The sequence below is a fragment of the Corallococcus sp. AB045 genome, from assembly GCF_003668895.1.
In the GTDB taxonomy this organism is placed as follows: Bacteria; Myxococcota; Myxococcia; order Myxococcales; family Myxococcaceae; genus Corallococcus; species Corallococcus coralloides.
In genome coordinates, this window is the sequence record NZ_RAWN01000018.1 from 20,845 (window position 1) to 42,100 (window position 21,256).

21 protein-coding genes are annotated in these 21,256 nt (G+C 70.4%); 7 read left to right on the forward strand and 14 right to left on the reverse strand.

Annotation, left to right across the window (positions count from 1 at the left end; translation table 11 throughout):
- Window positions 1-248: 248 nt before the first annotated feature.
- Both D7Y21_RS06760 and D7Y21_RS06765 read left to right on the forward strand, forming a co-directional pair.
- Window positions 249-1,562, forward strand: coding sequence for a nitrous oxide reductase family maturation protein NosD (locus D7Y21_RS06760; RefSeq protein ID WP_158619300.1), 1,314 nt, complete (start codon window positions 249-251; stop codon window positions 1,560-1,562).
- Between the two features lie 167 nt (window positions 1,563-1,729).
- A complete protein-coding gene (locus D7Y21_RS06765) occupies window positions 1,730-2,902 on the forward strand; it encodes a glycosyltransferase family 4 protein (RefSeq protein WP_120564442.1) in 1,173 nt (390 codons plus the stop codon).
- A gap of 42 nt (window positions 2,903-2,944) precedes the next feature.
- On the opposite strand, the gene D7Y21_RS06770 is transcribed toward D7Y21_RS06765, so the two are convergent.
- The 10 genes from D7Y21_RS06770 to ccmA form a co-directional block, all read right to left on the reverse strand.
- Entirely contained in the window at window positions 2,945-3,904 is a 960-nt protein-coding gene (locus D7Y21_RS06770; protein ID WP_121712010.1) for a tetratricopeptide repeat protein, read from the reverse strand.
- 3 nt (window positions 3,905-3,907) lie between these two features.
- Entirely contained in the window at window positions 3,908-4,411 is a 504-nt protein-coding gene (locus D7Y21_RS06775; RefSeq protein ID WP_120564444.1) for a cytochrome c-type biogenesis protein, read from the reverse strand.
- Between the two features lie 113 nt (window positions 4,412-4,524).
- Window positions 4,525-5,760 (reverse strand): zinc ribbon domain-containing protein, encoded by a 1,236-nt coding sequence (locus D7Y21_RS06780; RefSeq protein WP_147443247.1) that lies wholly within the window; start codon window positions 5,758-5,760, stop codon window positions 4,525-4,527.
- 155 nt (window positions 5,761-5,915) lie between these two features.
- A complete protein-coding gene (locus tag D7Y21_RS06785; RefSeq protein ID WP_120564446.1) occupies window positions 5,916-6,476 on the reverse strand; it encodes a redoxin domain-containing protein in 561 nt (186 codons plus the stop codon).
- Window positions 6,473-8,497 (reverse strand): heme lyase CcmF/NrfE family subunit, encoded by a 2,025-nt coding sequence (locus tag D7Y21_RS06790; RefSeq protein WP_121712012.1) that lies wholly within the window; start codon window positions 8,495-8,497, stop codon window positions 6,473-6,475. Before D7Y21_RS06790 ends, D7Y21_RS06785 begins: the two co-directional genes overlap by 4 nt.
- Entirely contained in the window at window positions 8,494-8,988 is a 495-nt protein-coding gene (locus D7Y21_RS06795) for a cytochrome c maturation protein CcmE (RefSeq protein WP_120548240.1), read from the reverse strand. Before D7Y21_RS06795 ends, D7Y21_RS06790 begins: the two co-directional genes overlap by 4 nt.
- Before the next feature lie 4 nt (window positions 8,989-8,992).
- Window positions 8,993-9,163, reverse strand: coding sequence for a hypothetical protein (locus D7Y21_RS42160; RefSeq protein ID WP_199735373.1), 171 nt, complete (start codon window positions 9,161-9,163; stop codon window positions 8,993-8,995).
- Between the two features lie 2 nt (window positions 9,164-9,165).
- Window positions 9,166-9,879, reverse strand: a complete 714-nt coding sequence (ccsA, locus tag D7Y21_RS06800; protein ID WP_121712014.1) for a cytochrome c biogenesis protein CcsA — start codon at window positions 9,877-9,879, stop codon at window positions 9,166-9,168.
- 3 nt (window positions 9,880-9,882) lie between these two features.
- Window positions 9,883-10,587, reverse strand: a complete 705-nt coding sequence (locus tag D7Y21_RS06805) for a heme exporter protein CcmB (RefSeq protein WP_120564449.1) — start codon at window positions 10,585-10,587, stop codon at window positions 9,883-9,885.
- Window positions 10,584-11,249 carry a heme ABC exporter ATP-binding protein CcmA gene (gene ccmA, locus D7Y21_RS06810; protein WP_120564450.1) on the reverse strand — a complete coding sequence of 222 codons (666 nt, stop codon included), beginning with the start codon at window positions 11,247-11,249 and terminating at the stop codon, window positions 10,584-10,586. Before ccmA ends, D7Y21_RS06805 begins: the two co-directional genes overlap by 4 nt.
- Before the next feature lie 410 nt (window positions 11,250-11,659).
- Between ccmA and D7Y21_RS06815 the strand changes: the two genes are divergently transcribed.
- From D7Y21_RS06815 to exoP, 5 genes are all read left to right on the forward strand, one after another.
- Entirely contained in the window at window positions 11,660-12,898 is a 1,239-nt protein-coding gene (locus D7Y21_RS06815; protein ID WP_233591673.1) for a polysaccharide deacetylase family protein, read from the forward strand.
- The gene (locus tag D7Y21_RS06820) at window positions 12,895-14,412 is read left to right on the forward strand and encodes a lipopolysaccharide biosynthesis protein (protein ID WP_121712016.1); all 1,518 of its coding nucleotides are present in this window, start codon (window positions 12,895-12,897) and stop codon (window positions 14,410-14,412) included. The genes D7Y21_RS06815 and D7Y21_RS06820 overlap by 4 nt, the downstream gene beginning before the upstream one ends.
- A 103-nt stretch (window positions 14,413-14,515) precedes the next feature.
- Entirely contained in the window at window positions 14,516-15,046 is a 531-nt protein-coding gene (locus tag D7Y21_RS06825; RefSeq protein WP_120564453.1) for a serine O-acetyltransferase, read from the forward strand.
- A 33-nt stretch (window positions 15,047-15,079) separates the two neighbouring features.
- A complete protein-coding gene (locus D7Y21_RS06830) occupies window positions 15,080-16,141 on the forward strand; it encodes a glycosyltransferase family 4 protein (protein WP_121712018.1) in 1,062 nt (353 codons plus the stop codon).
- 87 nt (window positions 16,142-16,228) lie between these two features.
- Window positions 16,229-17,431, forward strand: a complete 1,203-nt coding sequence (gene exoP / locus D7Y21_RS06835) for a spore coat polysaccharide biosynthesis glycosyltransferase ExoP (protein ID WP_120564455.1) — start codon at window positions 16,229-16,231, stop codon at window positions 17,429-17,431.
- Window positions 17,432-17,503: 72 nt separating this feature from the next.
- On the opposite strand, the gene D7Y21_RS06840 is transcribed toward exoP, so the two are convergent.
- The 4 genes from D7Y21_RS06840 to D7Y21_RS06855 are packed head-to-tail and all read right to left on the reverse strand — an operon-like array spanning window position 17,504 to window position 21,256.
- Window positions 17,504-18,688 (reverse strand): DUF4350 domain-containing protein, encoded by a 1,185-nt coding sequence (locus tag D7Y21_RS06840; RefSeq protein WP_121712020.1) that lies wholly within the window; start codon window positions 18,686-18,688, stop codon window positions 17,504-17,506.
- Entirely contained in the window at window positions 18,685-19,569 is an 885-nt protein-coding gene (locus D7Y21_RS06845; protein WP_121712022.1) for a DUF4129 domain-containing protein, read from the reverse strand. The genes D7Y21_RS06840 and D7Y21_RS06845 overlap by 4 nt, the downstream gene beginning before the upstream one ends.
- 6 nt (window positions 19,570-19,575) lie before the next feature.
- Window positions 19,576-20,619, reverse strand: coding sequence for a hypothetical protein (locus D7Y21_RS06850; RefSeq protein ID WP_120564461.1), 1,044 nt, complete (start codon window positions 20,617-20,619; stop codon window positions 19,576-19,578).
- A gap of 22 nt (window positions 20,620-20,641) precedes the next feature.
- Entirely contained in the window at window positions 20,642-21,256 is a 615-nt protein-coding gene (locus D7Y21_RS06855) for a thiamine phosphate synthase (RefSeq protein ID WP_120564462.1), read from the reverse strand.

Consider the following 21,256-nt stretch of genomic DNA (forward strand, 5'->3'; position numbering starts at 1 on the left):
CAGTTTCCGCTTTCCAACAGGGTCCTCGCATGCGTCTCCGATTGACTACTCTCCTGCTGTCCACCTCGGTCCTGCTTGCCTCCGCTTGTGGCGGGGGTACTTCGTCTGGACCGCAAAGCCCCGCTGGTTCCGGGGACACGGCCTCTCCAGGCTACACTCCGACGGACGGGGCGCCGGGCGCTTCCCCGTCTCCCACGCCAGAAGCGTCCGAGACTCCAGAGCCGACCAGCTACGCGCATGAGTGGGTGGTGAGCCCCACGGGTGATGACGCGGCGGCCGGCACCGAGTCGGCTCCCGTGCGAACCCTCGCCAAGGCCCTCACCCTCGCCGGGCCGGGCGATCGCATCCGGGCGCTCGCCGGCACCTACGCCGAGCGGGTCCTCATCACCGGCAACGTCCGTGCCGGCACGGCCGAGGCGCCCATCACCCTCGAGGGCGTGGACACGCCGCACATCGTCCCGGGCTCCGCGCAGGGCGCGCTCGTCGTCGTGGAGCGGCCCCATTGGCGCATCAAGGGCTTCGACATCGACGTGCAGAACAAGCCCTCCTTCGCCGTGGCCTTCTCCGGTGACACCGAGGGCACCGTGCTCTCCAACTCGGAGGTCCACAACGCCCAGTACGGCGCCGGAATCAGTTTCCACAATGGTGCTCACGGGGCCACTCTCGAGAAGAACCACATCCACCACATCTCCATCCCGAACAAGGATGGTCACGGGGTGATGATCCAGCCCACGGCGCGCAACATCACCGTGCGCGACAATGTCATTCATGACAATTCAGGGGACTCCATTCAGTGCTACAGCACGGATGGCTCCGACCCCAGTGCACCCGCGGATGGATTGCTCATCGAAGGCAACGACCTGTACGGCAATATCGAGCAATCGATTGACATCAAGACCTGCTACAACGTCACCGTCCGCCACAACAAGATGCACAAGGCCCGCCGCCATCCGACGCTCGGAGGCAATGGCGCCATGGTGGTGCACCTGTCGGCCCGGGACGTCCTCATCGAGGAGAATGACTTCTATGACGCGGGTCTGGCCATCGGCGTGGGTGGCAACCGCTTCGGCCCGTACCCCTCGGGCATCGTCATCCGCCGCAATCGCATCCGGGACATGATCACCGAGGGCGGCATGACAGGCGGGGGCTTGCAGATGGCGGTCTCCACGGGGACCCAGGTGGTGAACAACACCTTCACCCGGTTGCAGGGTCCGGCGATCATCATGGGCAGCGGCGATGGCGGGCCCACCGAGAACATGGTGGTGAAGAACAACATCATCGACGCGGCCCAGGCGATGCAGGTGGGGAGCCAGTCGCCCGGGCTGACGACGGGCAACAATCTCTACCAGCCCGGAGCCACCTTCCTCAAGGCGGGCGCGGCCCTCAATCTCTCTCAATGGCAGGCGCAGGGCCAGGATGGCAACTCGCGTGAGGATGCGGCCCTGGTCGACCCGGATACCCTGTCGCCCGGGCCCGCCGCCGTCGACCGCGGCGAGCACCTGGACTTCGAGGCAACTTGTGGTGCGGGGCCGGACATTGGCGCGGTGGAGTCCGGCTGCTGATGCGCAGCCTTCATCCGTGGAACTTGCGAAGCGCCGGTCCTGAACTCATCTCAGGGAATGGGGAGTGGGCTGTTCGCTGACGGTGAGCGAGCAGGGGGAGCGAGGCCTCGGACCGGGGCCTCGCGCGCGCATTCCGTCCGGAAGGACGGGTGCGAGGGGGAGGGCGTATGAAGGGGCTTCGCATCGCGCTGCTGATAAGCATGGCTCCACGCAAGCAGGGCTCGTTGGAGGACTGGATTCACGCTTTCTGCTGGGAGGCCGCGCGGCGCGGTCACCAGGTGGATGTCTGGCTTCACCAGCCCATGCTTCCGTCCTTCGTCACGGAGCTGAAGGCGAGTGGCGCGCGGGTGGATGACCTGGGGGAGTTCGAGCGCTCAGGGCTGGTCAGCATGACGCGGCGTCTGGCGGGTCATGACGTCATCCACCTCAACTTCCTGGCCCCGCGCAGCAGCATCGCGATGGCGGCCTACGCGGCGTGGCCCTCCCAGGTGTTGTACACGGCCCACTCGGACCTCATCGACAAGGCCGAGAACGTGGTGCGCCGGAGCCTGCGCTGGGTGGTGAACCAGGCCACCATGGTCCGCGTGCACAGCCTGGCTGGTGTCTCCGAGCACGTGCGCGTCAAGGAGGGCCGGCGCTTCGGGCTCCATCCCCACCGCTCCCGCACCATTTTCAATGGCGTGGACACCCGGCGCTTCCATCCCCGCGCGCGCTCGCGGCCCGAGGGGAAGGTGGAGCTCATCACCATCGCCAACCTCGTGGAGAGCAAGGGCGTGCACCACCTCTTGGGGGCGCTCGGACGCCTGCGCTCGCCCCGGGGGCGCCTGCGCGTCGTCGGAGATGGTCCGGCGCAGCAGTCCCTTCGTGTGCTCGCGGTACAGCTCGGCCTCCAGCACCAGACGGAGTTCCTGGGGCTGCGCAGCGACGTCCAGGACCTGCTCGGAACGTCGGACATCTGCATCCAGCCCTCGCTGGTGGAGGCCTTCGGTCTCACCGTCGCGGAGGCCATGGCTTGCGGCTGTGCCGTGGTGGCCTCACGGGTCGGCGGCATCCCCGAGCTCATTCATCACGGCAGGACCGGTCTGCTGGTGGAGCCTGGAGACGAGGCCGGCTTCGCCGCCGCGCTCGAATGCCTGCTGGACGACCCGGTATCGAGGTATCAGCTCGGTGCTGCCGCACGCCAGCGGGCCTGCGAAGCCTTCGAGCTCTCCAGCGCCGTGCGCCGTCACGTGGACTGGTGCGAGGACGCCGCCGGGTATGTCTCCCGGGCTCGCGTCCGGCGCACCCCCGCTTCGTTTCTCCCCAAAGCCTATCTCATGCATCCTGAGACAGCCGGGTGAGCTGGCGCCCGGGCGGCGCTCCGGCCCCTTCCGTGCGGACGGCTACTGCTGGCCCGCTTCCGCGCGCAGCTGGGCGATGGCGGGGGCCAGCTGCGGGGGCTGCATGTTCTTGGGCACTTCCACCGTGAAGCGTTCGAAGTGCTCCAGCGCGCCGGCCTTGTCGCCGCGGCGCAGCGACAGGCTGCCCAGGAAGATGAGCGCCTCCTGCGCGTCCGGCCACGTGTCCACCAGCTCCGTCAGCTCCTGCTCCGCGCCCTGCAGGTCGCCCTGCGACGCCGCGCGCAGCACGCCCCGGTGCACCCGCAGCTCCACGTTGAACGGATCCACGGCCAGGCCCTTCAGCGTCACCTTCAGCGCTTCGTCGAACTGCTGCTGACGGATGAGCTCATGGCTCAGCATCGACGCGGCCTCCACGTCGCCCGGGTTCGACGCCAGCCGCTGGCGCGCCTGCTCCAGCTCGTCGTTCATCTCGGGCATCTGCTGCGTCTGCTGCTGGGCCATGCCCGGCGGCGTCGCGCCCGTGCCCATCTGGCCCTCCTCACGCGGCTTCTGCTCGGAGACGAGCAGGTAGCCCAGCCCTCCGAAGAAGACCACCACGCCCGCCCCCCACATCGCGCCCACCATCTGCGGGTTGCGCGACGCCCAACCCGTGGGCGCCGGCACGTTGCGCGCGGGCGCCTTCACTCCCGCCGCCTGCCGCTTCTGGTGCTCGTCCTTCGCGCGCAGCGCCGCGGCTGCTTCCTTCTCCAGCCGCGCCTTCTCCGCCGTGTAGTGCTCCGCGGTGAAGTGGTGCTTCTCCGCCTCCAGCGTGCGCAGCTGCTCGATGAGCGACTGCGCCCGCTGCGCCAGGTCGTCCGCCGTGCCGTCCGCCTTCGTCGTGGTGTCCTGCGGCAGCGCGCTCCCCGTCTTCATCTTCATGTAGAGGAGCCACACGGCCGCCAGCACGAAGGCGACCGACAGGACGATGATTCCGGGCAACCAGTTGGTGGGCTCGGGCTGCATGGCTTAGCGCTCCAGCTCCCGGCGCACGGCCTGGAGGTAGGGGTCCGCATCGTCCGTGGACGGCGCGGGCGTGGAAGGGGAGGGGACCGGCGCGGCTTCCGCGGGCGCGGCGCCCTCGGGCAATGGCTGACGCTGCTTCAGGATGACGAAGAGGCCGCCCAGCACCAGCGCGACGGGCCCCAGCCACACGAACCAGTTGAAGCCCTCCGCGCGCGGCTCCAGCAGCACCCACTCGCCGTAGCGCGCCACGAAGTAGTCGACGATTTCGGTGTCCGTCTTTCCGTCGGAGACCAGCTCGCGCACCTTGTCCAGCTGCGCGCGCGCCATGGACGACGGGCTGTCCGCGACCGACAGGCCCTGGCACACCGCGCAGCGCAGCTTCTTCGCCAGCTGCTGCACCCGCGCCTCCTGGGCCGGCGCGAGCGGATCACTCGCGGCCTGCTGCGGCGCGAACTGCCCCGTGGCAAGGCTCAGGGCGAGGGTCAACGAGACGAGGACGGCATTCATCGGGGGCTCCAGCGGGGGCCGTCCCTAACTACCGCCCCCTGACGGGTATTGCACACGGAATCCTGGGCCGCACGCCCGCCGCCCGGGCAGCCCTTCCGACTGAAGCCGGCAGCCTAGCCCCGATAGCCCGAGTCGGGCTCGGTCTCCAGGTCCTGGTCCGGGTCGTAGGGGTCGTCCTCTGGTGGCAGGAACTCGGCCGGCTCGTCGCGGCCCAGCGCCTGGCGCACGGCATGGAAGCCCACCGCCCCCAGGCCCAGGAGGAACGCGATGGGGCCCACCGCGAGCTTCACCCCCACGAGCGCCCAGAGCAGGCTCACGCTCACCGCGCCCACCGGCGCCCACTTGAGGAGGGCCGGGCGCTCCACGTCCGGCCGCAGCGCCGCGAGCACGAGCACCGACAGGAGCACCAGCAGCGGCAGCTCCGACACCGGCAGGTCCCAACCCGAGCGCGACGCGACGCCAGCCCCCGCGCTGTAGAGCGAGTCGTCCGAGGGCCGCGTCGTGGGAATCACGCGCAGCTCGGACGGCACGCCGCGCACGCTGCCCGGCACCGGCGCGTTGTCCGGCACGGGCGAGCCGTCCGCCATCACCTTGCCCCACGGCAGGAAGAGCGCCACCACGCACACCGCCACGCCCGCCAGCGCCAGCACCCGGGGGAAGCCCAGGAGCGAGCGCAGGTCGAAGTGGCGCGCCACGCCGTCCGGCTCCGCGATGACCAGCCGGTACTGCTCCACGGCGATGAGCGCCGTCCCCGCCGCCCAGATGGGGAAGAGCAGGTTGAAGCCGGAGAGCAGCCGCACCGACAGCGCCACCAGCAGCAGCGTGAACGCGGCGGGGATTTCCGGCCGCATCAGCACCAGCGGCACGGAGTCCACCCAGCCGGGCGCGTTGCCGTCGCGGCGCAGCTCCCTCGCGACGAGCGCCACGCTGCCCACCAGCGACAGCAAGGCCCCCAGCACGCCCACGCTGGGGAAGAAGGGCAGGATGGACAGCACCAGCGAGAACGCCACCAGCCCCACGCCCAACACGCTCTGCGAGTGGCCCGGCACGTCCTTCAGCCAGCGGGGGCCCGTGTACGGATCCTCGTCCTCGTAGGCGTCCTCTGGCGGAGGCTGTGCCTTGGAGCCGCGCGGGGGCGGAGCGCCGCTGCCCTGTCGCCGGGCCTCCTCCTCCTCGTCCAGGATCTCCGCCGCGTAGGCCGGCTCGGACATGGGACGGCTGGGGCGGTTGCTCCTGGCGCTGCTGGCACGGGGCGGGGGCGCGGGACGCGCGGGCATCTTCGCGCCGCAGTTCTCGCAGTACATCAGGCGGACGTCCGCCGCGCTTTCACCGCACTCGGGGCACTGCATGGGGAGCCCACCTCGCTGGAGCAGGGGCCGGGGGAAGCCCTCGCGAACGACGCCGACAGCAGGGACTTACTACGGATTCCAGGGCCCCCGCGAGGCGGCCCCGGGACGCCCTCTCGGGCTCACGGGTGCCTGCCTTCCAAGCGGGCGGAGTTGACTCAGTCCCGGCGCGAGGTTTCCGCCGTCGGACGGGCCGCGGGCTGGGTCAGCTCCTGCACCCGGGTGGCCAGCGTCTTCGGGTCGATGGGGCCCACGTGCTTGCCGCGGATGATGCCCTGCGCGTCGATGAAGTACGTCTCCGGCACGCCCGCGACGCCGTAGTCCACTGCCATGCGCGAGCGTTCATCCATCAGCTGCGGGAAGCTCGCGCCCATGCGGCGCAGGAAGTCGCGCGCGTTGGGCTCCGTGTCCTCGAAGACGACGCCCATGAACACGGCCTGGGCGCCCAGCTCGCGCGCGCCCCACTCGAGCACCGGGTGCTCGTACTTGCAGGGCCCGCACCACGACGCCCAGAAGTTGATGACCACCGGGCGGCCCTTCAGGTCCGCCATCGTCACGGCGTCGCCGCCGTCCAGCGGCTTGAGCGTGAAGGCCGGAGCGGCCGCGCCCTTCAGCATGAAGGGCACCTCGTGTGGATCCCGCCCGAAGCCCTGGAAGAGGACGAAGAGCAGCGCCGCCCCCACCGCGGCGAACACCAGGGGAAGCCGCCAGCGCTTCACGCCGCACCCCGCTCGGCGTCCGTGCCCGGCAGGGGAGGCGACGCGCCCACCGTCGGCGCGTCCGCGCGCAGCACCGCCGCCCGGCGCGCAGGCCATACGGCGATGAGCGTGCCCAGCATCAGGAGCGGCAGGCTGTACCAGATCCATCCCACCAGCGGGAACACCCAGACGTTGAAGCTCGCCGTGCCCGTCGTCTCGCTGAAGGCCATCAGCGAGATGTACAGGTCCTCCTTCGGCGACTCACGCACCGCGGGCGTGCCCACGGGGTCCGTGCTCCGCTCGTAGTAGTTCATGCGCGGGCGCACCTCCGTCACGTCGCCGTTGGGCGCCGTCACCTCCAGGCGCGCGGCGACGTAGGTGCGGTGCGGCTCCTCGCCGCTGGACAGGCCCAGGTACTTCAGCTGGTAGCCGTCCAGCATCAGCGTGCCGTCCTTCTTCAGCGTGCCGGATGTGTGCTTCACGTACGCGCTGGAGGCCGCCACGGCGACGATGATGAGCACGATGCCCAGGTGCACCACGTAGCCGCCGAAGCGCCGGCGCGACTTGCTCGTCGCGGTGGTCAGCGCCGTGACGAAGCCTTCCTTGCGCTCGGTCATGCGCACGCGCACCGGCACCACCAGCTCGCGCAGGGTGATGAGGGTGACGAAGCCCGCCAGGCCGAACGTGAGCAGCGGGTACACACCGCGCAGCCCCGCCGCGTAGCAGGCGATGGTGATGGCCACGCCCACCGCCGCGGGGATGAGGAACTGCCGGCGCAGCGTGGCCTTGTCCGGCGTGCCCCACGGCAGCACCGGGCCCACACCCATGAGGAAGAGCACCGCGATGCCGCCCGGCACCGCCATCTTGTTGAAGTACGGCTCACCCACGCTCACGCGGATGCCGCGCACGGCCTCCGACACCAGCGGGTAGAGCGTGCCCAGCAGCACCGTGAAGGTGATGGCCACGAACACCAGGTTGTTCACCAGGATGCTCGCCTCGCGCGACATCAGCGACGAGAGCCGGCCCTCCGGCGCCAGCAGGTGGCCGCGTGTGGCCAAGAGGCCAATGCACACCACCAGCAGGACGGCGATGAAGACGAGGAACGTGGGCCCGATGTCCGACTGGGTGAACGAGTGCACCGAGTTGAAGATGCCGGAGCGGGTCATGAACGTGCCCAGGATGGTGAGCACGAACGACGCCAGCGCGAGGCTCAGCGTCCACAGCTTCAGCATCCGCTTGCGCTCCTGCACCATGGTGGAGTGCATGAACGCCGTCGCGGTCAGCCACGGCAGGAACGACGCGTTCTCCACCGGATCCCACGCCCAGTAGCCGCCCCAGCCCAGCACGGCGTACGCCCACCAGGAGCCCAGCACGATGCCCAGCGTGAGGAACATCCACGCGATGAGCGTCCAGCGCCGCAGGGGCGCCATCCACGCTTCACCAATCTCCCCGCGCAAGAGGCCCGCCACGGCGACGCCGAACGGCACCGTCATGCCCACGTAGCCCGCGTAGAGCATGGGCGGGTGGATGATCATCAGGAAGTGGTTCTGCAGCAGCGGGTTGGGGCCCGGACCGTCCGCCGGCACCGGCGACACGGCGCCCCAGGGGTTGGCGGGGCCCGCGATGAGGAAGGCGAAGAAGACGCCCACGGCCAGCATGGTGCCCAGCGCCAGCTGCATGTAGCGCGCGTGCTCCTTGCGGTGCACCCAGGCGAACGCCGCCAGGTACACGCCCATGATGAGGCCCCAGAAGAGGATGGAGCCTTCCAGCGCGCTCCACAGCGACACGATGGTGTAGATGAGCGGCGTCGCGCGGCTGCCCACCTGGGCCACGTACTTCACGCTGAAGTCGTGGTTGATGAGCGCTTCCACCATCACCAGGTTGCTGCCGATCATGCACGCGGCGAAGCCCCACACCGCGCGCAGCACCCAGGGGTAGCTGGCGTCGTTGCGGCGCATGCCGCCCACCAGTCCCAGGATGGCGCCGAAGGCGGCGAAGGCCAGGCCCGCGAGGACCAGCCCATAGCCCAGCATTCCGTTCACGGCGCCCCCGGCGGCGTCGCGGTCGCGGTGGTGGCGCCTTCAGCCAGCGTGTCCTGCCACTTGCGCGGCTCCTCGCCTTCCTTGGGCGCGCGGTACTCGTTGGAGTGGTTCACCATCAGCCGGTTGGACGTGAAGACGCCGGACTTGTCGTAGGTGCCCTCCACCACGACGCCGATCTTCTCGCGGAACATCTGCGGGGGCGTCTCCAGCGAGCGCACGTGCACGCTCTTCGCGTCCGCGTCCGGGCCGTCCGCCACGCGGAAGTCCAGCGTGGTGTGGCCTTCATTCCACTGGATGCTGCCCGGCTGCACCACGCCGCCCAGGCGGATGGTGGCCGTGTAGGCCTTGTCCCCGTTGGAGAGCAGCTCCGACGGGCTCCAGTAGTAGACGAGGTTGTCCCCGATGTTGCCAAAGGCGATGAAGCCAAGGCCGGCGCCGGCGAAGAGCAGGGCTCCCAGCGCGATGAGGCGGTTGCGGTTGACGGGCGTCATGGGCTCACTCCTTCGAATCGGCAGCGGCGCGGGGACGGCGCGCCCAGAGGGACACCGAGTAGAGCACGAAGGCGGCCACGGTGATGCCGTAGCAGGCGCCTACGTACCCCCAACCACCCTGGAGACGGCCACTGCCCACCTGGGCCAGCAGCATCAGCGACGTCAGCGAGGTCATGTTCAGGCCACCTTCGAGGAATGGGACGCGCGCAGCGCGGGGTCATCCGAGGGCAGCGCCTCCGGCAGCGCCACCTCCGCCTGCCGCTCCGCGAGCGCGGAGCGGTAGCGGTGCACCATGAAGACGATGAGCAGCGCCAGCATGCCGAACGCCGACACGCGCAGGGGCAGCACCATCTGCGGGTCCACCGTCTTGGGGCTGGACTGCACCTGGTGGAGGCTGCGCCACCAGCGCACGGAGAACCACACGATGGGCAGGTTGATGGCCCCGATGATGGCCACCACCGCGCTCCACACCGCGCGCTTCTCCGGGTCCTCCACGAAGCGCCGCAGCACCAGGTAGCCCGTGTAGGACACCAGCAGGATGGCCTCCGACGTCAGGCGCGGGTCCCAGGACCAGTACACGCCCCAGGTGGGGCGGCCCCAGATGGAGCCCGTAATCATGCCGAGCGTGCCGAAGAGCAGGCCGACCTCCGCGGAGGCCTCCGCCATGGCGTCCGTCTTCCACGACTGACGCAGCAGGTACGTCACCGCGGCCACGAAGTTGATGAACATGGCCATCATGGCCATCCACTGGAGCGGCACGTGGACGTACATGATGCGCTGTACTTCGCCCATCTCCCGGTCCGGCGGCGCCCACGCGAGGCCCAGCCACCAGCCCGCGCCCAGCAGCGCCAGCGTCACCGCCGGCAGGCCAAACTTGACGAACTTGTTCATCCTTCAGTCCTCGATGACCCGGGGAAACAGCACGAAGCCCACGCCCCAGTAAATCAGATTGAACCCCAGCAGAAGCCCCTGCCATGAGCCCAGCTGCTGCATCGGGTCACCCTGGAGTACGAGCGTGGTGCCCTTGGCGGCGGAGAGGAGGGCTGGGATGACGAGCGGGAACAATAGCAGAGGAAGCAGCACATCCCGGGCCCGGGCATTGCTGGAGATGGCCGCGTACACGGTCCCTGGGGCGCTGAGCGCCAGGCTGCCCAGGACCAGGATGCCCGCCAGGTCACCGAACCCGGTGACGATGCGCACGCCATACAGGGCCACCATCACCGGCACCAGCACCACCGCCAGCGCCAGGAGCAGCAGGGCGTTGCCCAGCGCCTTGGACAGGAAGATGGCGCGAGCGTCCGCCGGGGCCAGCCGCACGCCGTCCAGGCAGGCGTTCTCCGTCTCCACGCGGAAGGACTCGCCCAGGGACAGCACGCTGGCGAAGAGGATGGCCAGCCACAGGTAGCCGCCCGCGTTGCGCTCCAGGAGCTTCGTGTCCGGGCCCAGCGCGAAGGAGAAGAGCAGCAGTGTGGCCATGGCGAAGAACACCAGCGCGTTGAGCCGCGCGCGGGTGCGCCATTCGATGAGCAGGTCCTTGCGCATGAGGACGAGCGTCGTCGTCAGCAGGCCCGGGCGGCGCTTCGTGTTCGGGGGGCTCATGCCGCCACCGCCCGGCCGTCCTGCAGGTGCAGCCGCTCCTCGCACAGGCTCAGGCCCTGTTCGATGAGGTGCGTGGCCAGCACCACCGTGGTTCCGCCCGCCTTCAATTCCGCGATGACGCCCTCCATGTCCTGGATGCCCGCGGGGTCCAGCTCACCGAAGGGCTCGTCCAGGAGCGCCAGGGCGGGGGCCTTCATCAGGAGCCGCGCGATGGCCAGGCGCTTGCGCATGCCCGCGCTGAAGCCTCGCACCGGGCTGTCCGTGCGGCGGGTGAGGCCCACCCGGTTGAGCAGCGCGTCCGCGACGTCCCGCGGCGCGTCCACGCCCAAGAGGCGCCCCAGCACCATCAGGTTCTGCTGCGCGGTGAGGTCCTCATAGAGGAAGCTGGCGTGGGACAGGAGCGCCACGTCGTGGCGCACGGCTTCACGGTCCTTCACGGCGTCCCGGCCCAGCACCTCCACCCGGCCCGCGGTGGGACCGAGCGCGGTGGCGACGAGGCGCAGGAGCGTCGTCTTCCCGGAGCCGTTGTGACCGGTGAGCAGCAGCGAGCGGCCGGCGGGCAGCGCGTAGGTGAGCCGCGCCAGCGCCCACCGTCGTCCATAGCGCTTGCTCACGTCATGGAGGGCGAGAGCGGGCGCTGATCCAGAGGGGAGAGGGGGCATCGGCGGGCCGTTTCGTAGCCTTAAACCCCGTTGTTCACCAGTGAAACCCCTGGGGTCGCCCGCCGGAGGACAAGAAGTTTTTACGCCTGCTTCTTCCGCCGCTTTCGCCGGGGGACTGAAAGGTTTTCGCCACGGGTGGGCGCGCGACTGCCCTGGTACACCCAGGTACGACCTCCAGAGGGGCGTTCCTGCCCTCGGGGGCACGGGGTTTCCTGGGGTTACGGGGGATTTCCACCATCTTCCTGCCCTGGCATCCAGCATGCAAACAGGCGGCGCGGGGCCCGGTCCATTGGGGGGAGCGGGCAGACGGCGAAAGCCGCGAGGGAGGCGTGATGGCAGGCAGGGTGTTGCGGCGGGCGGCGAAGGCGGCGGCGGCGGGGTTCCTCCACTACAGCGGGGCGCGCAAGGCGATGGCGGCGTACCGCCGTTCGCAGTCTGGGGGCCGGCGCATCCTCATCGTGAGCTACCACCGCGTGGTGAGCGACTTCACCGGGGAGCTGCAGCGCTCCATCCCGGGGCTGCTCATCTCCCAGGAGACGTTCCGCCGTCACCTGGAGCAGGCGCACGCGGCGGGCTTCGAGCTGGCGAGCATTGGCGACGCGGTGGACGTGATGGCGGGCCGCCGCACCGCGAAGAAGGACCTGTTCGTGGTGACGTTCGATGACGGCTACCGCGACGTGTACCGGTACGCGTACCCGGTGCTGAAGCAGATGGGCGTGCCAGCCATCACCTACCTGCCCACCGCGTTCATCAACACGGACAAGCGCTTCAACCACGACCGGCTGTTCCACCTGCTGCGCCGCGTGCAGGAGCGCCGCTTCCGTCCGGACTACGACACCATGCCCAGCCCGTCGGTGGCGCTGCTGGGGCCCATCCTCACCGGGCAGAAGACGACGTCCGCGGCGCTGGACGACTTCATCGGCGAGCACCCGACGCGCGTGCTCACCGACATCATCGACTCGCTGGAGCAGCAGCTGGGCGGCGGCGCGGACCTGGTGCCGGAGCAGGGCGACGTCATGAACTGGGACGAGGTGCGCCAGATGGCGCGCGACGGCTTCGAGTTCGGCGCGCACACGCTGGGCCACACGGTGCTGACGCTGGAGCCCACGGAGGTGGTGGAGAAGGAGATCCTGGAGTCCAAGCAGACCATCGAGCGCGAGGTCGGCGTCCAGGTGAAGGACTTCGCGTACTGCAACGGCTGGTACTCGGATGAGATGATCCGCGTGCTCAACCAGAACGGGTTCCGCTCCGGCGTCACCACGGAGGACCTGCCCAACCGCGTGGGCGGCGACCCGTTCGCCCTCAAGCGCAAGGTGATGTGGGAGAACTTCAGCCTGGGGATGATGGGGGACTACTCGTCGGCGCTCACGGTGTGCCAGTTCGATGACTGCTTCGGCGTGCTGGGCATGAGCCACCCGGTGCTGGGTCACCGGCCGCACATCCTGGCCCCGATGAACAACACCAACGTGCTCGTCCAGGAGCTGGACGCGACGCTCGCGAAGGCGACGCCGGTGGAAGTCGTGGACGTGACAACGCCGGTGAACGCGACGGACTCGCGGGTTGCGGTGGCGGTGACGGGTGCGCAGGTCGTGGATGCGCCGAACGTGGCCCTTGCCCCGGAGGCGGCGCAGCCGGAGGAGCTCCAGTGAGTGCGTCACCCAAGCCGGCCCCGACCCCGTCGTTCCTGGGGCGGGCCGGCCCGTTGGTGTTGGCCCGGTTGTTCACCGCCGGGCTGACGCTGTCCATTCCGCTCGTGCTCGCCCGGGTGCTTCACCTGGACGAGTACGGCACCTACTACCAGCTGTTCCTCATCGCCACGACGCTGTCGTACGTGCTGCCGTTCGGCGTGGCGCAGAGCCTCTACTACTTCCTGCCCCGCGCGGAGGCGAAGCGGCCCTACCTGGGGCACGCGCTGCTCTTCGTGACGGGCGCGGGCGTCGTGGCGGCGGGGCTGGTGTGGGCCTTCCTGGGCCACGTGGCGGCCTACTTCAACAACCCGGCGCTGATGGAGCACCGCGCGGCGCTGGCGCTCTACACGGCGTTCTTCCTGGGCAGCTTCCCGCTGGAGATTTCGCTCACCAGCCAGGGGAAGACGAAGGCGTCCGCGGTGGTGTACCTGGCGTCGGACGCGGTGCGTTCCGGCGTGATGGTGCTGCCGCCGCTGTTGGGCTTCTCCCTGCATGGGATGATGATCGCCGTGGCCTGCTTCGCGGGCCTGCGCTACGTGGCCGCGTGGTTGGTGTCCCTGCGCGGGTCCACCGGGCCGCTGGTGGACTGGAAGCTGTTCAAGGAGCAGCTGGTGTACGCGGCGCCCTTCGGCGCGGCGATGTGCCTGGCCATCCCCCAGCAGAACGCGCACATGTACGCGGTGGCGGGCGTGGTGGCCCCGGCGGTGTATGCGCTCTACCGGGTGGGCTGCTTCCAGCTGCCGGTGGTGGACCTGCTCTACACGCCCACCAGCGAGGTGCTGATGGTGCGCCTGGGCGAGCTGGAGCGCGAGGGCCGGCTGGAGGAGGGCGTGGAGGCCTTCCGGGAGGCGGCCGGCAAGCTGGCGTACGTGTTCCTGCCGTTCGCGGCGTTCCTCTTCGCGGCGGCGCCGGAGTTCGTGGGGGCCATGTTCGGCCAGAAGTTCCTGCCCGCGGTCCCCATCTTCCGGGTGAGCGTGCTGGGCGTGGTGCTGTCGATCCTGCCCATGGACGGGACGCTCCGGGCCCGGGGACAGACGCGGGCCATCTTCACGTCGTACCTGGTGAAGGCGGTGGTGACGGTGCCGCTGCTCTGGGTGGGCGTGAAGCACTTCGGGATGATGGGCGGCATCGCGTCCTGGGCGCTGGCGGAGATGGTGGGCAAGGGCATGCTGCTCATCCGCGTGCCCCGCGCGCTGTCCACGCCCGAGCGGATGCTGGGGCTCAAGGACGTCATCCCGTGGCGGGAGCTGGCGCAGGCGTCGCTGGCGGCGTTCGCGGCGGGCGGGAGCATCTTCCTGCTGCGCTCCGGCGTGCATGACACGTGGGTGAACCTGCCCACGGGCTTCCTGTGGCGGGTGCTGCCGCTGGTGGTGGCGGGGCTGCTCTTCGTGGTGGGGTACGTGGGGGGCCTGTATGCGCAAGGCGTTCGCCCGTGGAGCGCATTGCAGTCCCTCCGTCCCCGCCGGGCGGGCTGATTCACCGTCGGGTAATGCACGCGTGGGGGGCACTTCCCTCCCTACGCGTGGGTACCTACCTTCCAGGCGTCACGGAGTTCGGGTGAGGGCGAGGAGAGGCGTGATGGGATTCGACGCGATGACGTTGTACCGGATGGCGCATGGGCTGAAGAAGCGGGGGGTGCCGTTGCTGCCCGCCGTTCTGCGCAAGGCCATCTACTACCTGCACAGCTCCTACATCCCCGAGGACGCGGAGCTGGGCGAGGGGACGCAGCTGGGCTACGGCGGCATCGGCGTGGTCATCCACAAGGCGGCGAAGGTGGGCCGTCACGTCCTCATCTCTCAACAGGTCACGATTGGCGGACGCTCCGGGCTGGAGGGCGCGCCGGTGATTGGCGACTACGTGCGCATCGGCGCGGGCGCCAAGGTGCTGGGCAACATCCACGTGGGCGACTTCGCGGTGATTGGCGCCAACGCGGTAGTGGTGAAGGACGTGCCTTCGGGCGCGGTGGTCGCGGGCGTGCCCGCGAAGGTCATCCGCCAGGACGCGGATCCGCTCACCACGTACCAGCGTGAGATGGGCCTGTTGCCCACGCGGACGCCGCCGAAGCTCACCCAGGTCCCACGCCCCTCCGCGCAGGTTTCCGCGCGCTAGGCACTTCGCTTCGTTGGAGAAGGGGCTTCCTTCATGCGCGTGCTGCTCGTCGGGGACTACCCGCCGCCGTACGGGGGCGTGGCCATCCACGTCCGTCAACTCCATCAATTTCTGCGCGACCGCGGGGTCGAGGCGAAGGTGCTCGATATCGGGAAGGGTGGCCGGCCGGCTCCGGACGTCCTCCCCGTTCACGGCGCCGCCGCCTTCGGCCTGCGGCTCGCGGGATTCACCTCCGCGGGCTGGACGGTCCACCTGCACACCAGCGGCAACAACCCGAAGGCGTGGGTGCTGGCGGCGCTGGTGGGCACCATGCCCGGGCCGCGCTCGCCGCGTGTCATCACGCTGCACTCGGGGCTGATTCCGGACTACCTGGCGGAGTCCCAGGCCCGGCGCGTGTTCGCGCGCTCGGCGCTGGCGGGCTACGCGCGGGTGGTGGCGGTGTCCCCGGCGGTGCGCGACGCGGTGGTCGCGTGCGGTGTGCCGGAGGAGAAGGTCGTGGTGCATCCGGCCTTCTGCGGTTCGCAGGTGCGGCCCGGTCCGGTGACGCCGGAGGTGGAGGCCGCGCGGGCCCGGCGACGTCCGCTGCTCGCGATGGCGCACCACCCTTCGCCCGTGTACGGGCGCAAGCAGATGTTCCGCGCGCTGAAGCTCGTGGCGGAAGCGCACCCGGGCGTGGGCCTGGCGCTGTTCGGCCCGGGCACGCGCTCCGAGGAGTTCATCCGCGACGCGCGCGAGCTGGGCGTGGCGGGGCTGCTGGAGGACCTGGGCGAACTGGAGCACGCGAAGGCGCTGGGGCTCCTGTCCCAGAGCGACGTCTTCATCCGGCCCACGACGCACGACGGGGACTCCATCTCCGTGCGCGAGGCGCTGGCGCTGGGCGTGCCGTGCGTGGCCAGCGACGTGTGCGCTCGGCCGGAGGGCACGCGGTTGTTCAAGGCCGGGGACGAGCGGGCGCTGGCGCAGGCGGTGCGCGACGCGCTGGCGGCGGGCCCGGCGAAGGTGACGGCTCCGGATGCGGGGCCGGTGATGCTGGACATGTACGCGGAGTTGCTGTCGTCCGGCATGGCAGGTGCAGGAACCGTGAACGCGGCGTGACGGAGTGGGGACGGGTTGGGGCGCCTTCGAGTGAGAGGGCGCGCTTCAGGGCTTTCAGCACGGAACTTTTGACTTCAGGAGAAGACGATGCGGCGCAGTGAAGAGATGGACCTGTCGAAGCGGGCCCTTCGTGGGCGGGACCTGGTGGTGTTCTCCAACGACTGGGACGGGGATCCGCTGTCGAAGGTCCACATCATGCGGATCCTCTCGCGGGACAACCGAGTGCTGTGGGTGAACAGCATCGGCAACCGCGCGCCCAAGGCGAACGCGCACGACGCGCAGCGGATCATCAAGAAGCTGAAGACGTTCACCCAGGGCATCAAGGAAGTGGAGCCCAACCTCCACGTGCTGGCGCCGCTGGCGATTCCGTTCTACGGCTCGGAGACGGTGCGCCAGGCGAACCGCCACCTGCTGCGGCTCCAGGTGTTGCGCGCGATGAAGCAGCTGAAGTTCGAGCGCCCCATCTCCTGGAGCTTCCTGCCCGCGTCCGCGCCGGTGTCCGGCACGCTGGGCGAGGACTTCGTCGTGTACCACTGCGTGGACGAGTTCTCCGCGTTCAGCGACACGAACGGCAAGCACATCGCGGAGCTGGAGGAGCGCCTCTTGCGCCGCGCGGACATGTGCATCACGTCCGCGGAGCGCCTGTATGAGAACAAGAAGCGCGTGAACCCTCGCACGGTGCTGGTGCGCCACGGCACGGACCACGCGCACTTCGTGAAGGCGTGCGACCCGGCCACGAAGATTCCGGAGGACATCGCGAAGCTGCCCAAGCCCATCATCGGCTTCTTCGGGCTGGTGGCGGACTGGATTGATCAGGACGCCATCATCGCGTGCGCGAAGGCGCACCCGGAGGGCTCGGTGGTCATCGTGGGCAAGACGACGCCGGACTGCGACGACAGCCGCCTGCGCGCGGTGCCCAACATCCACATGCTGGGGCGCAAGCCGTACGCGGACCTGCCGGGCTACAACAAGGCGTTCGACGTGGCGCTCAACCCGTTCGTCATCAACGAGCTGACGCTCAACTCCAACCCGCTGAAGGTGCGCGAGTACCTGGCGTCCGGCCTGCCGGTGGTGTCGTCGGATTTGCCGGAGGTCCGCAAGGTGGGCCTGTGCCGCATCGCCACCACGCCGGAGGACTACGTGAAGCAGGTCAACGCGGCGCTGGCGGACAACCCGGGCCCGAACCGGGAGCGCGCGGAGAAGATCTTCCACGAGAGCTGGGAGGCGCGCGTCGCCGAAATCCGTCAGCACGTGGGTGAGGCGATGCTCGCGGCGGGCAAGAAGCTGTAGGTCCGGTCCGGTACCGGGCGACAAGAGGGCGCGGGTCCGGGGCGTGTGAGCGCGCCGGGCACCGCGCCTTCGTCATTCCTGGGGGACGCCCTCACGGCCCGTCACGCGGCGCTCCAGCAGGGCGTAGCGGCGGGCGAGGCGGGTGTAATCGGCGGGGCGGATGGGAGTGCGCTCCCGCGTGCGCAGGAGGTCTTCCTTCGTGTCCAGGTAGTCGCGCGCGGGCACGCCGCAGGTCTCTTCCAAGAGGCGCGCGGCCTCCGCGTCTGGCAGGGACGGGGCGATGCCCAGGCGCTCGTGCATCAGGCGTCGCAGGCCGGTGTCGAGCTCCGGCAGCAGCTCCGCCTCCACCTTCGCGCGGCGCATGAGCCAGCCCAGGGAGCGCACGTACTCGCGCGACGAGCGGTGCCGCTCCACGCGCACGGGCCGGGGTGCGCCGAAGCGCGTTCCTCGGGAGACGACGTAGACGAGCCCCACGGCGAGGCTCTGCGCGATGAAGACCCAGAGGCCCTGGGACAGGGGCGGGCGGGTGATGACGGCGTGGTGGAACTCGTCGAAGCGCAGGGGGCCGCGCGCGGCGAGCACATCCCAGAGGCGCAGGTTGTCGAGCAGCTCCAGGCGCCGGTTCTCCGCGAGGTCCGGGCCCGCGGCGACGTAGACCTCGCCCTGGCCCAGGCCCCAGCGCCACAGCACGCCCGCGCCGCCCAGGCCCGCCAGCGGCACCGCGTCCTCGTGGTCCACCCGCAGGCTCCGGTCCCGGGCCACGCGCAGGAGCGACAGGTCGCGCAGCGCGCCCGCGGGCAGCCACACGTCCACGGTGACGCCAGCGGGATCCACCCACTCGGAGGCAAGGCCCTGGTGGTTCGTGCCGGGCAGCGGGCCGGAGACGATGTGCAGCCAGTCCTCCATGCCCGGCTGGTGTTCGCCCAGGGCATGCGGAGACAGGTACACCAGCGTGCCGCCGTCCCGGACGAAGCGCTCCAGCGCGGCGACTTCTTCCTTCGTCACGGGCTGGGCTTGCGGCGCGGCGATGACCAGCGTGCGCGTGCCGGCGGGAATCGAGTCCAGGGACGACGTCTGCGCGCTGACGTCCCGTCCGCGTTCCTGCAAGTAGACGAAGAGGGCCTTGAGTCCCAGTGGGCCCGGGTTCGTGATGGACGGCACGGGGGAATCCGGCGGGGCCTCGTGCGAGGCAAGGCCCACCGCCAGCGCCACGGCGATCATCAAGCCCAGGACGACCGCGACGCGCGTGTTCCTCACGGCCGGCCCTCCGCGAGCGAGCCGTGCAGCTGCTCCACGGACTCCACGAAGCGCGTGGCCTCTTCGCGCGACACCGGCTCCAGCGAATAGAAGGCCCGGTCGTACCAGCCGACCAGCCGCTCAACTTCACCGGTCACGCGCGCGGGGGCGCCTCGCGTGGGCAGCTCCGCGGCGAGCTCGCGGTTCGTCTTCACGCGGTCCGGCCGCGCCAGCTTGCGCTGCTCCAGCGTGGACAGCAGGCCCAGCAAACCCTCGCGAATGGCCTCGCGCGCGTCCTCCGTCTCCAGCGCGGTGCGCGCCCGGCCCAGGTGTTCTCCGGGCGTGTCCAGCTCCAGGGGCGCGGCTTCGCCCTCCGCTCCTGGCGCGGTGACGGTCTTCTTGCCGCGTCTCCAGCGCACGCGCAGCACGCCGAACAACACCACCGCCAGCGCCACGCCCAGCATCACCGCGCGCGTGGCCACCGCGAAGCCCTGCGCGCCCCGGGACTCGAAGAGGCCCTCCAGCCAGTTCTGCAGCTCGCGCAGGAGGCGCGTCAGCAGGTCGCTGTTGCGCTGCCGGGCTCTCGCGAACTCCGGCCGGTCGAGGATGGCGCGCAGCCGCTCCGGTTCGCTCGTTACGCCGGGCGACACGGCCGGTTCGGCGTCCAGGGCGCACACGGCCTCCAGGTACACGGTGAGCTGCGTGGCGCGCTCGGGCGCCGTCTGTCCGGAGGTTCCGGGCGGCAGGGGCACGCCGTCCAGCGCCTCCACCAGCCGGTTCACCTCCGCGTTGAACGCATCCGGCCGCGAGCGCGCCGTGTCCTCGAGCCGGCGCGACACGGCTTCCCGGTCTGCGCACGGGGGCAGGGCGGCCAGCAGGAGGAGCAGGGGCAGGGCGGGCACGGGTTGTCAGGGGGACGGCGTCGCCGGCTCCGCGGTCGCGATCCGCCGCTCCAGGTCCAGTCCCTCGCGGCGCACGCGCATGTCCACGTAGAAGAACGCGGACACCACGAAGCTCAGCGGCGTGAAGAAGGACTGCCCCACCACCTGCAACAGCTCCGCGGGGACGAGCAGCGCCTGCGGAATGGCCGCCTGCGCCGCCGGATCAAACAGGTTGCCACCATAGGCGAGCCGGACGATCCACGCGGGCAGCCCCGACACCAGGCTCACCGCGATGAGGATGCCGCCCACCACGGTGGACAGCACCATGGCCCGCACCGTGCCCCGGCCCATGAAGCCCGGCTCGACACGGCCCTTCAGCAGGGCGCCGGAGCGCTTGAAGGCCGCCCACGCACCCACGTCCTCCATGGCCAGCACCGGCGGCAGGAGCATGAATCGCAGGAAGTACCAGAGCACCGCCGCCAGCGCGCCCAGGCCCAGCACGATGGCGCCAATGATGATCAACGCGATGCTCAGCGCCGTTCCTCCGCCAGTGCCCTTGCCGGTGACGGCCGCGACCACGCCCAGCCCCATGACGAGCGAGCCGGGCAGGCACAAGAGGAGCGTCACCCCCGCGGCCCACACGATGGACAGCAGATAGGTCGCGGTCAGGGTGCCCAGGCGCGACACGGCCCGCCGCAGACCTTCCGAGGGCCGCACCGGTTCACCCAGCCGCGCGGGAATCACGTACCGGGCCGCCGCCGTGGTGGCCACCCAGAAGTTCCACACGAGGAACACGTACAGCACGAGCATCAGCCCCAGCATGATGCCGGACTGGGTCAAGGCCTGCGTGGGCTCCGCGCCCGAGGGAGCCTTGCCCAGCCCGGGCAGCACGCCCACCGTGCGCGTCATCGCGACGGTGAACGCCTTGACCGCGATGTAGTTGAGCAGGTCGAACCCCAGGACCAGCACGAACAGGGGCTTCAGGTGCGCGCGCCAGAACGTCGCCGCACGGTCGATGATTTCTCCGATGGCGAGGGGGCGCAGCTCAACGGAGGTCGGGGAGGGCGTCACGGCCGCGCAGCATAGCGCCGCCTCAGTCGCGCGGGGGCCGGCATGCGTCCAGCAGCGCGCCGGCCGCCGCGCGCGGATCCTCCGCCTCCAGCACGGCGGAGATGACCGCGACACCCCAGGCCCCCGGCACCTCCCGAGCCCGCTCCGGCGTCATCCCCCCCAGCGCCAGGGCAGGGCAGGGCAGCCGCTCCGCGAGCCCCCTGAATCCATGAGGCCCCAGCGTGTCGCGCGTATCCCCCGGCTTGGACCCCGGAGCGAACACGGGGCTCACCAGCGCCAGGTCCGCGCCCACCGCGCCTTCCGCCTCACGCGCGTCATGCACCGCCACGCTCACCCACCGGTCCGCGGGCAGGAACGGGCGCACGTCGCGGGGCGAAGGGCCGGACGCGGGCAGATGCAGGTGCGCGCCCACGAGCAGCGCGACATCCAGCCGGCCGTTCACGAACAGCGTCCGGCCCCGGCACACCTCCGCCAGGAGCCGAGCCTCCTCCAGGAACAGCCGCCCGGAAGACTCCGGGTGACGGTGCTGCACGGCGACGTCCGGCCCCGCCTCCAGCGCCCGCTCCAGCGCGGTCAACAACCGCGCCCGGGGCAGCCGCCAGTCCGTGATGACCACGAGGCGGGGCAGGGCGGGCAC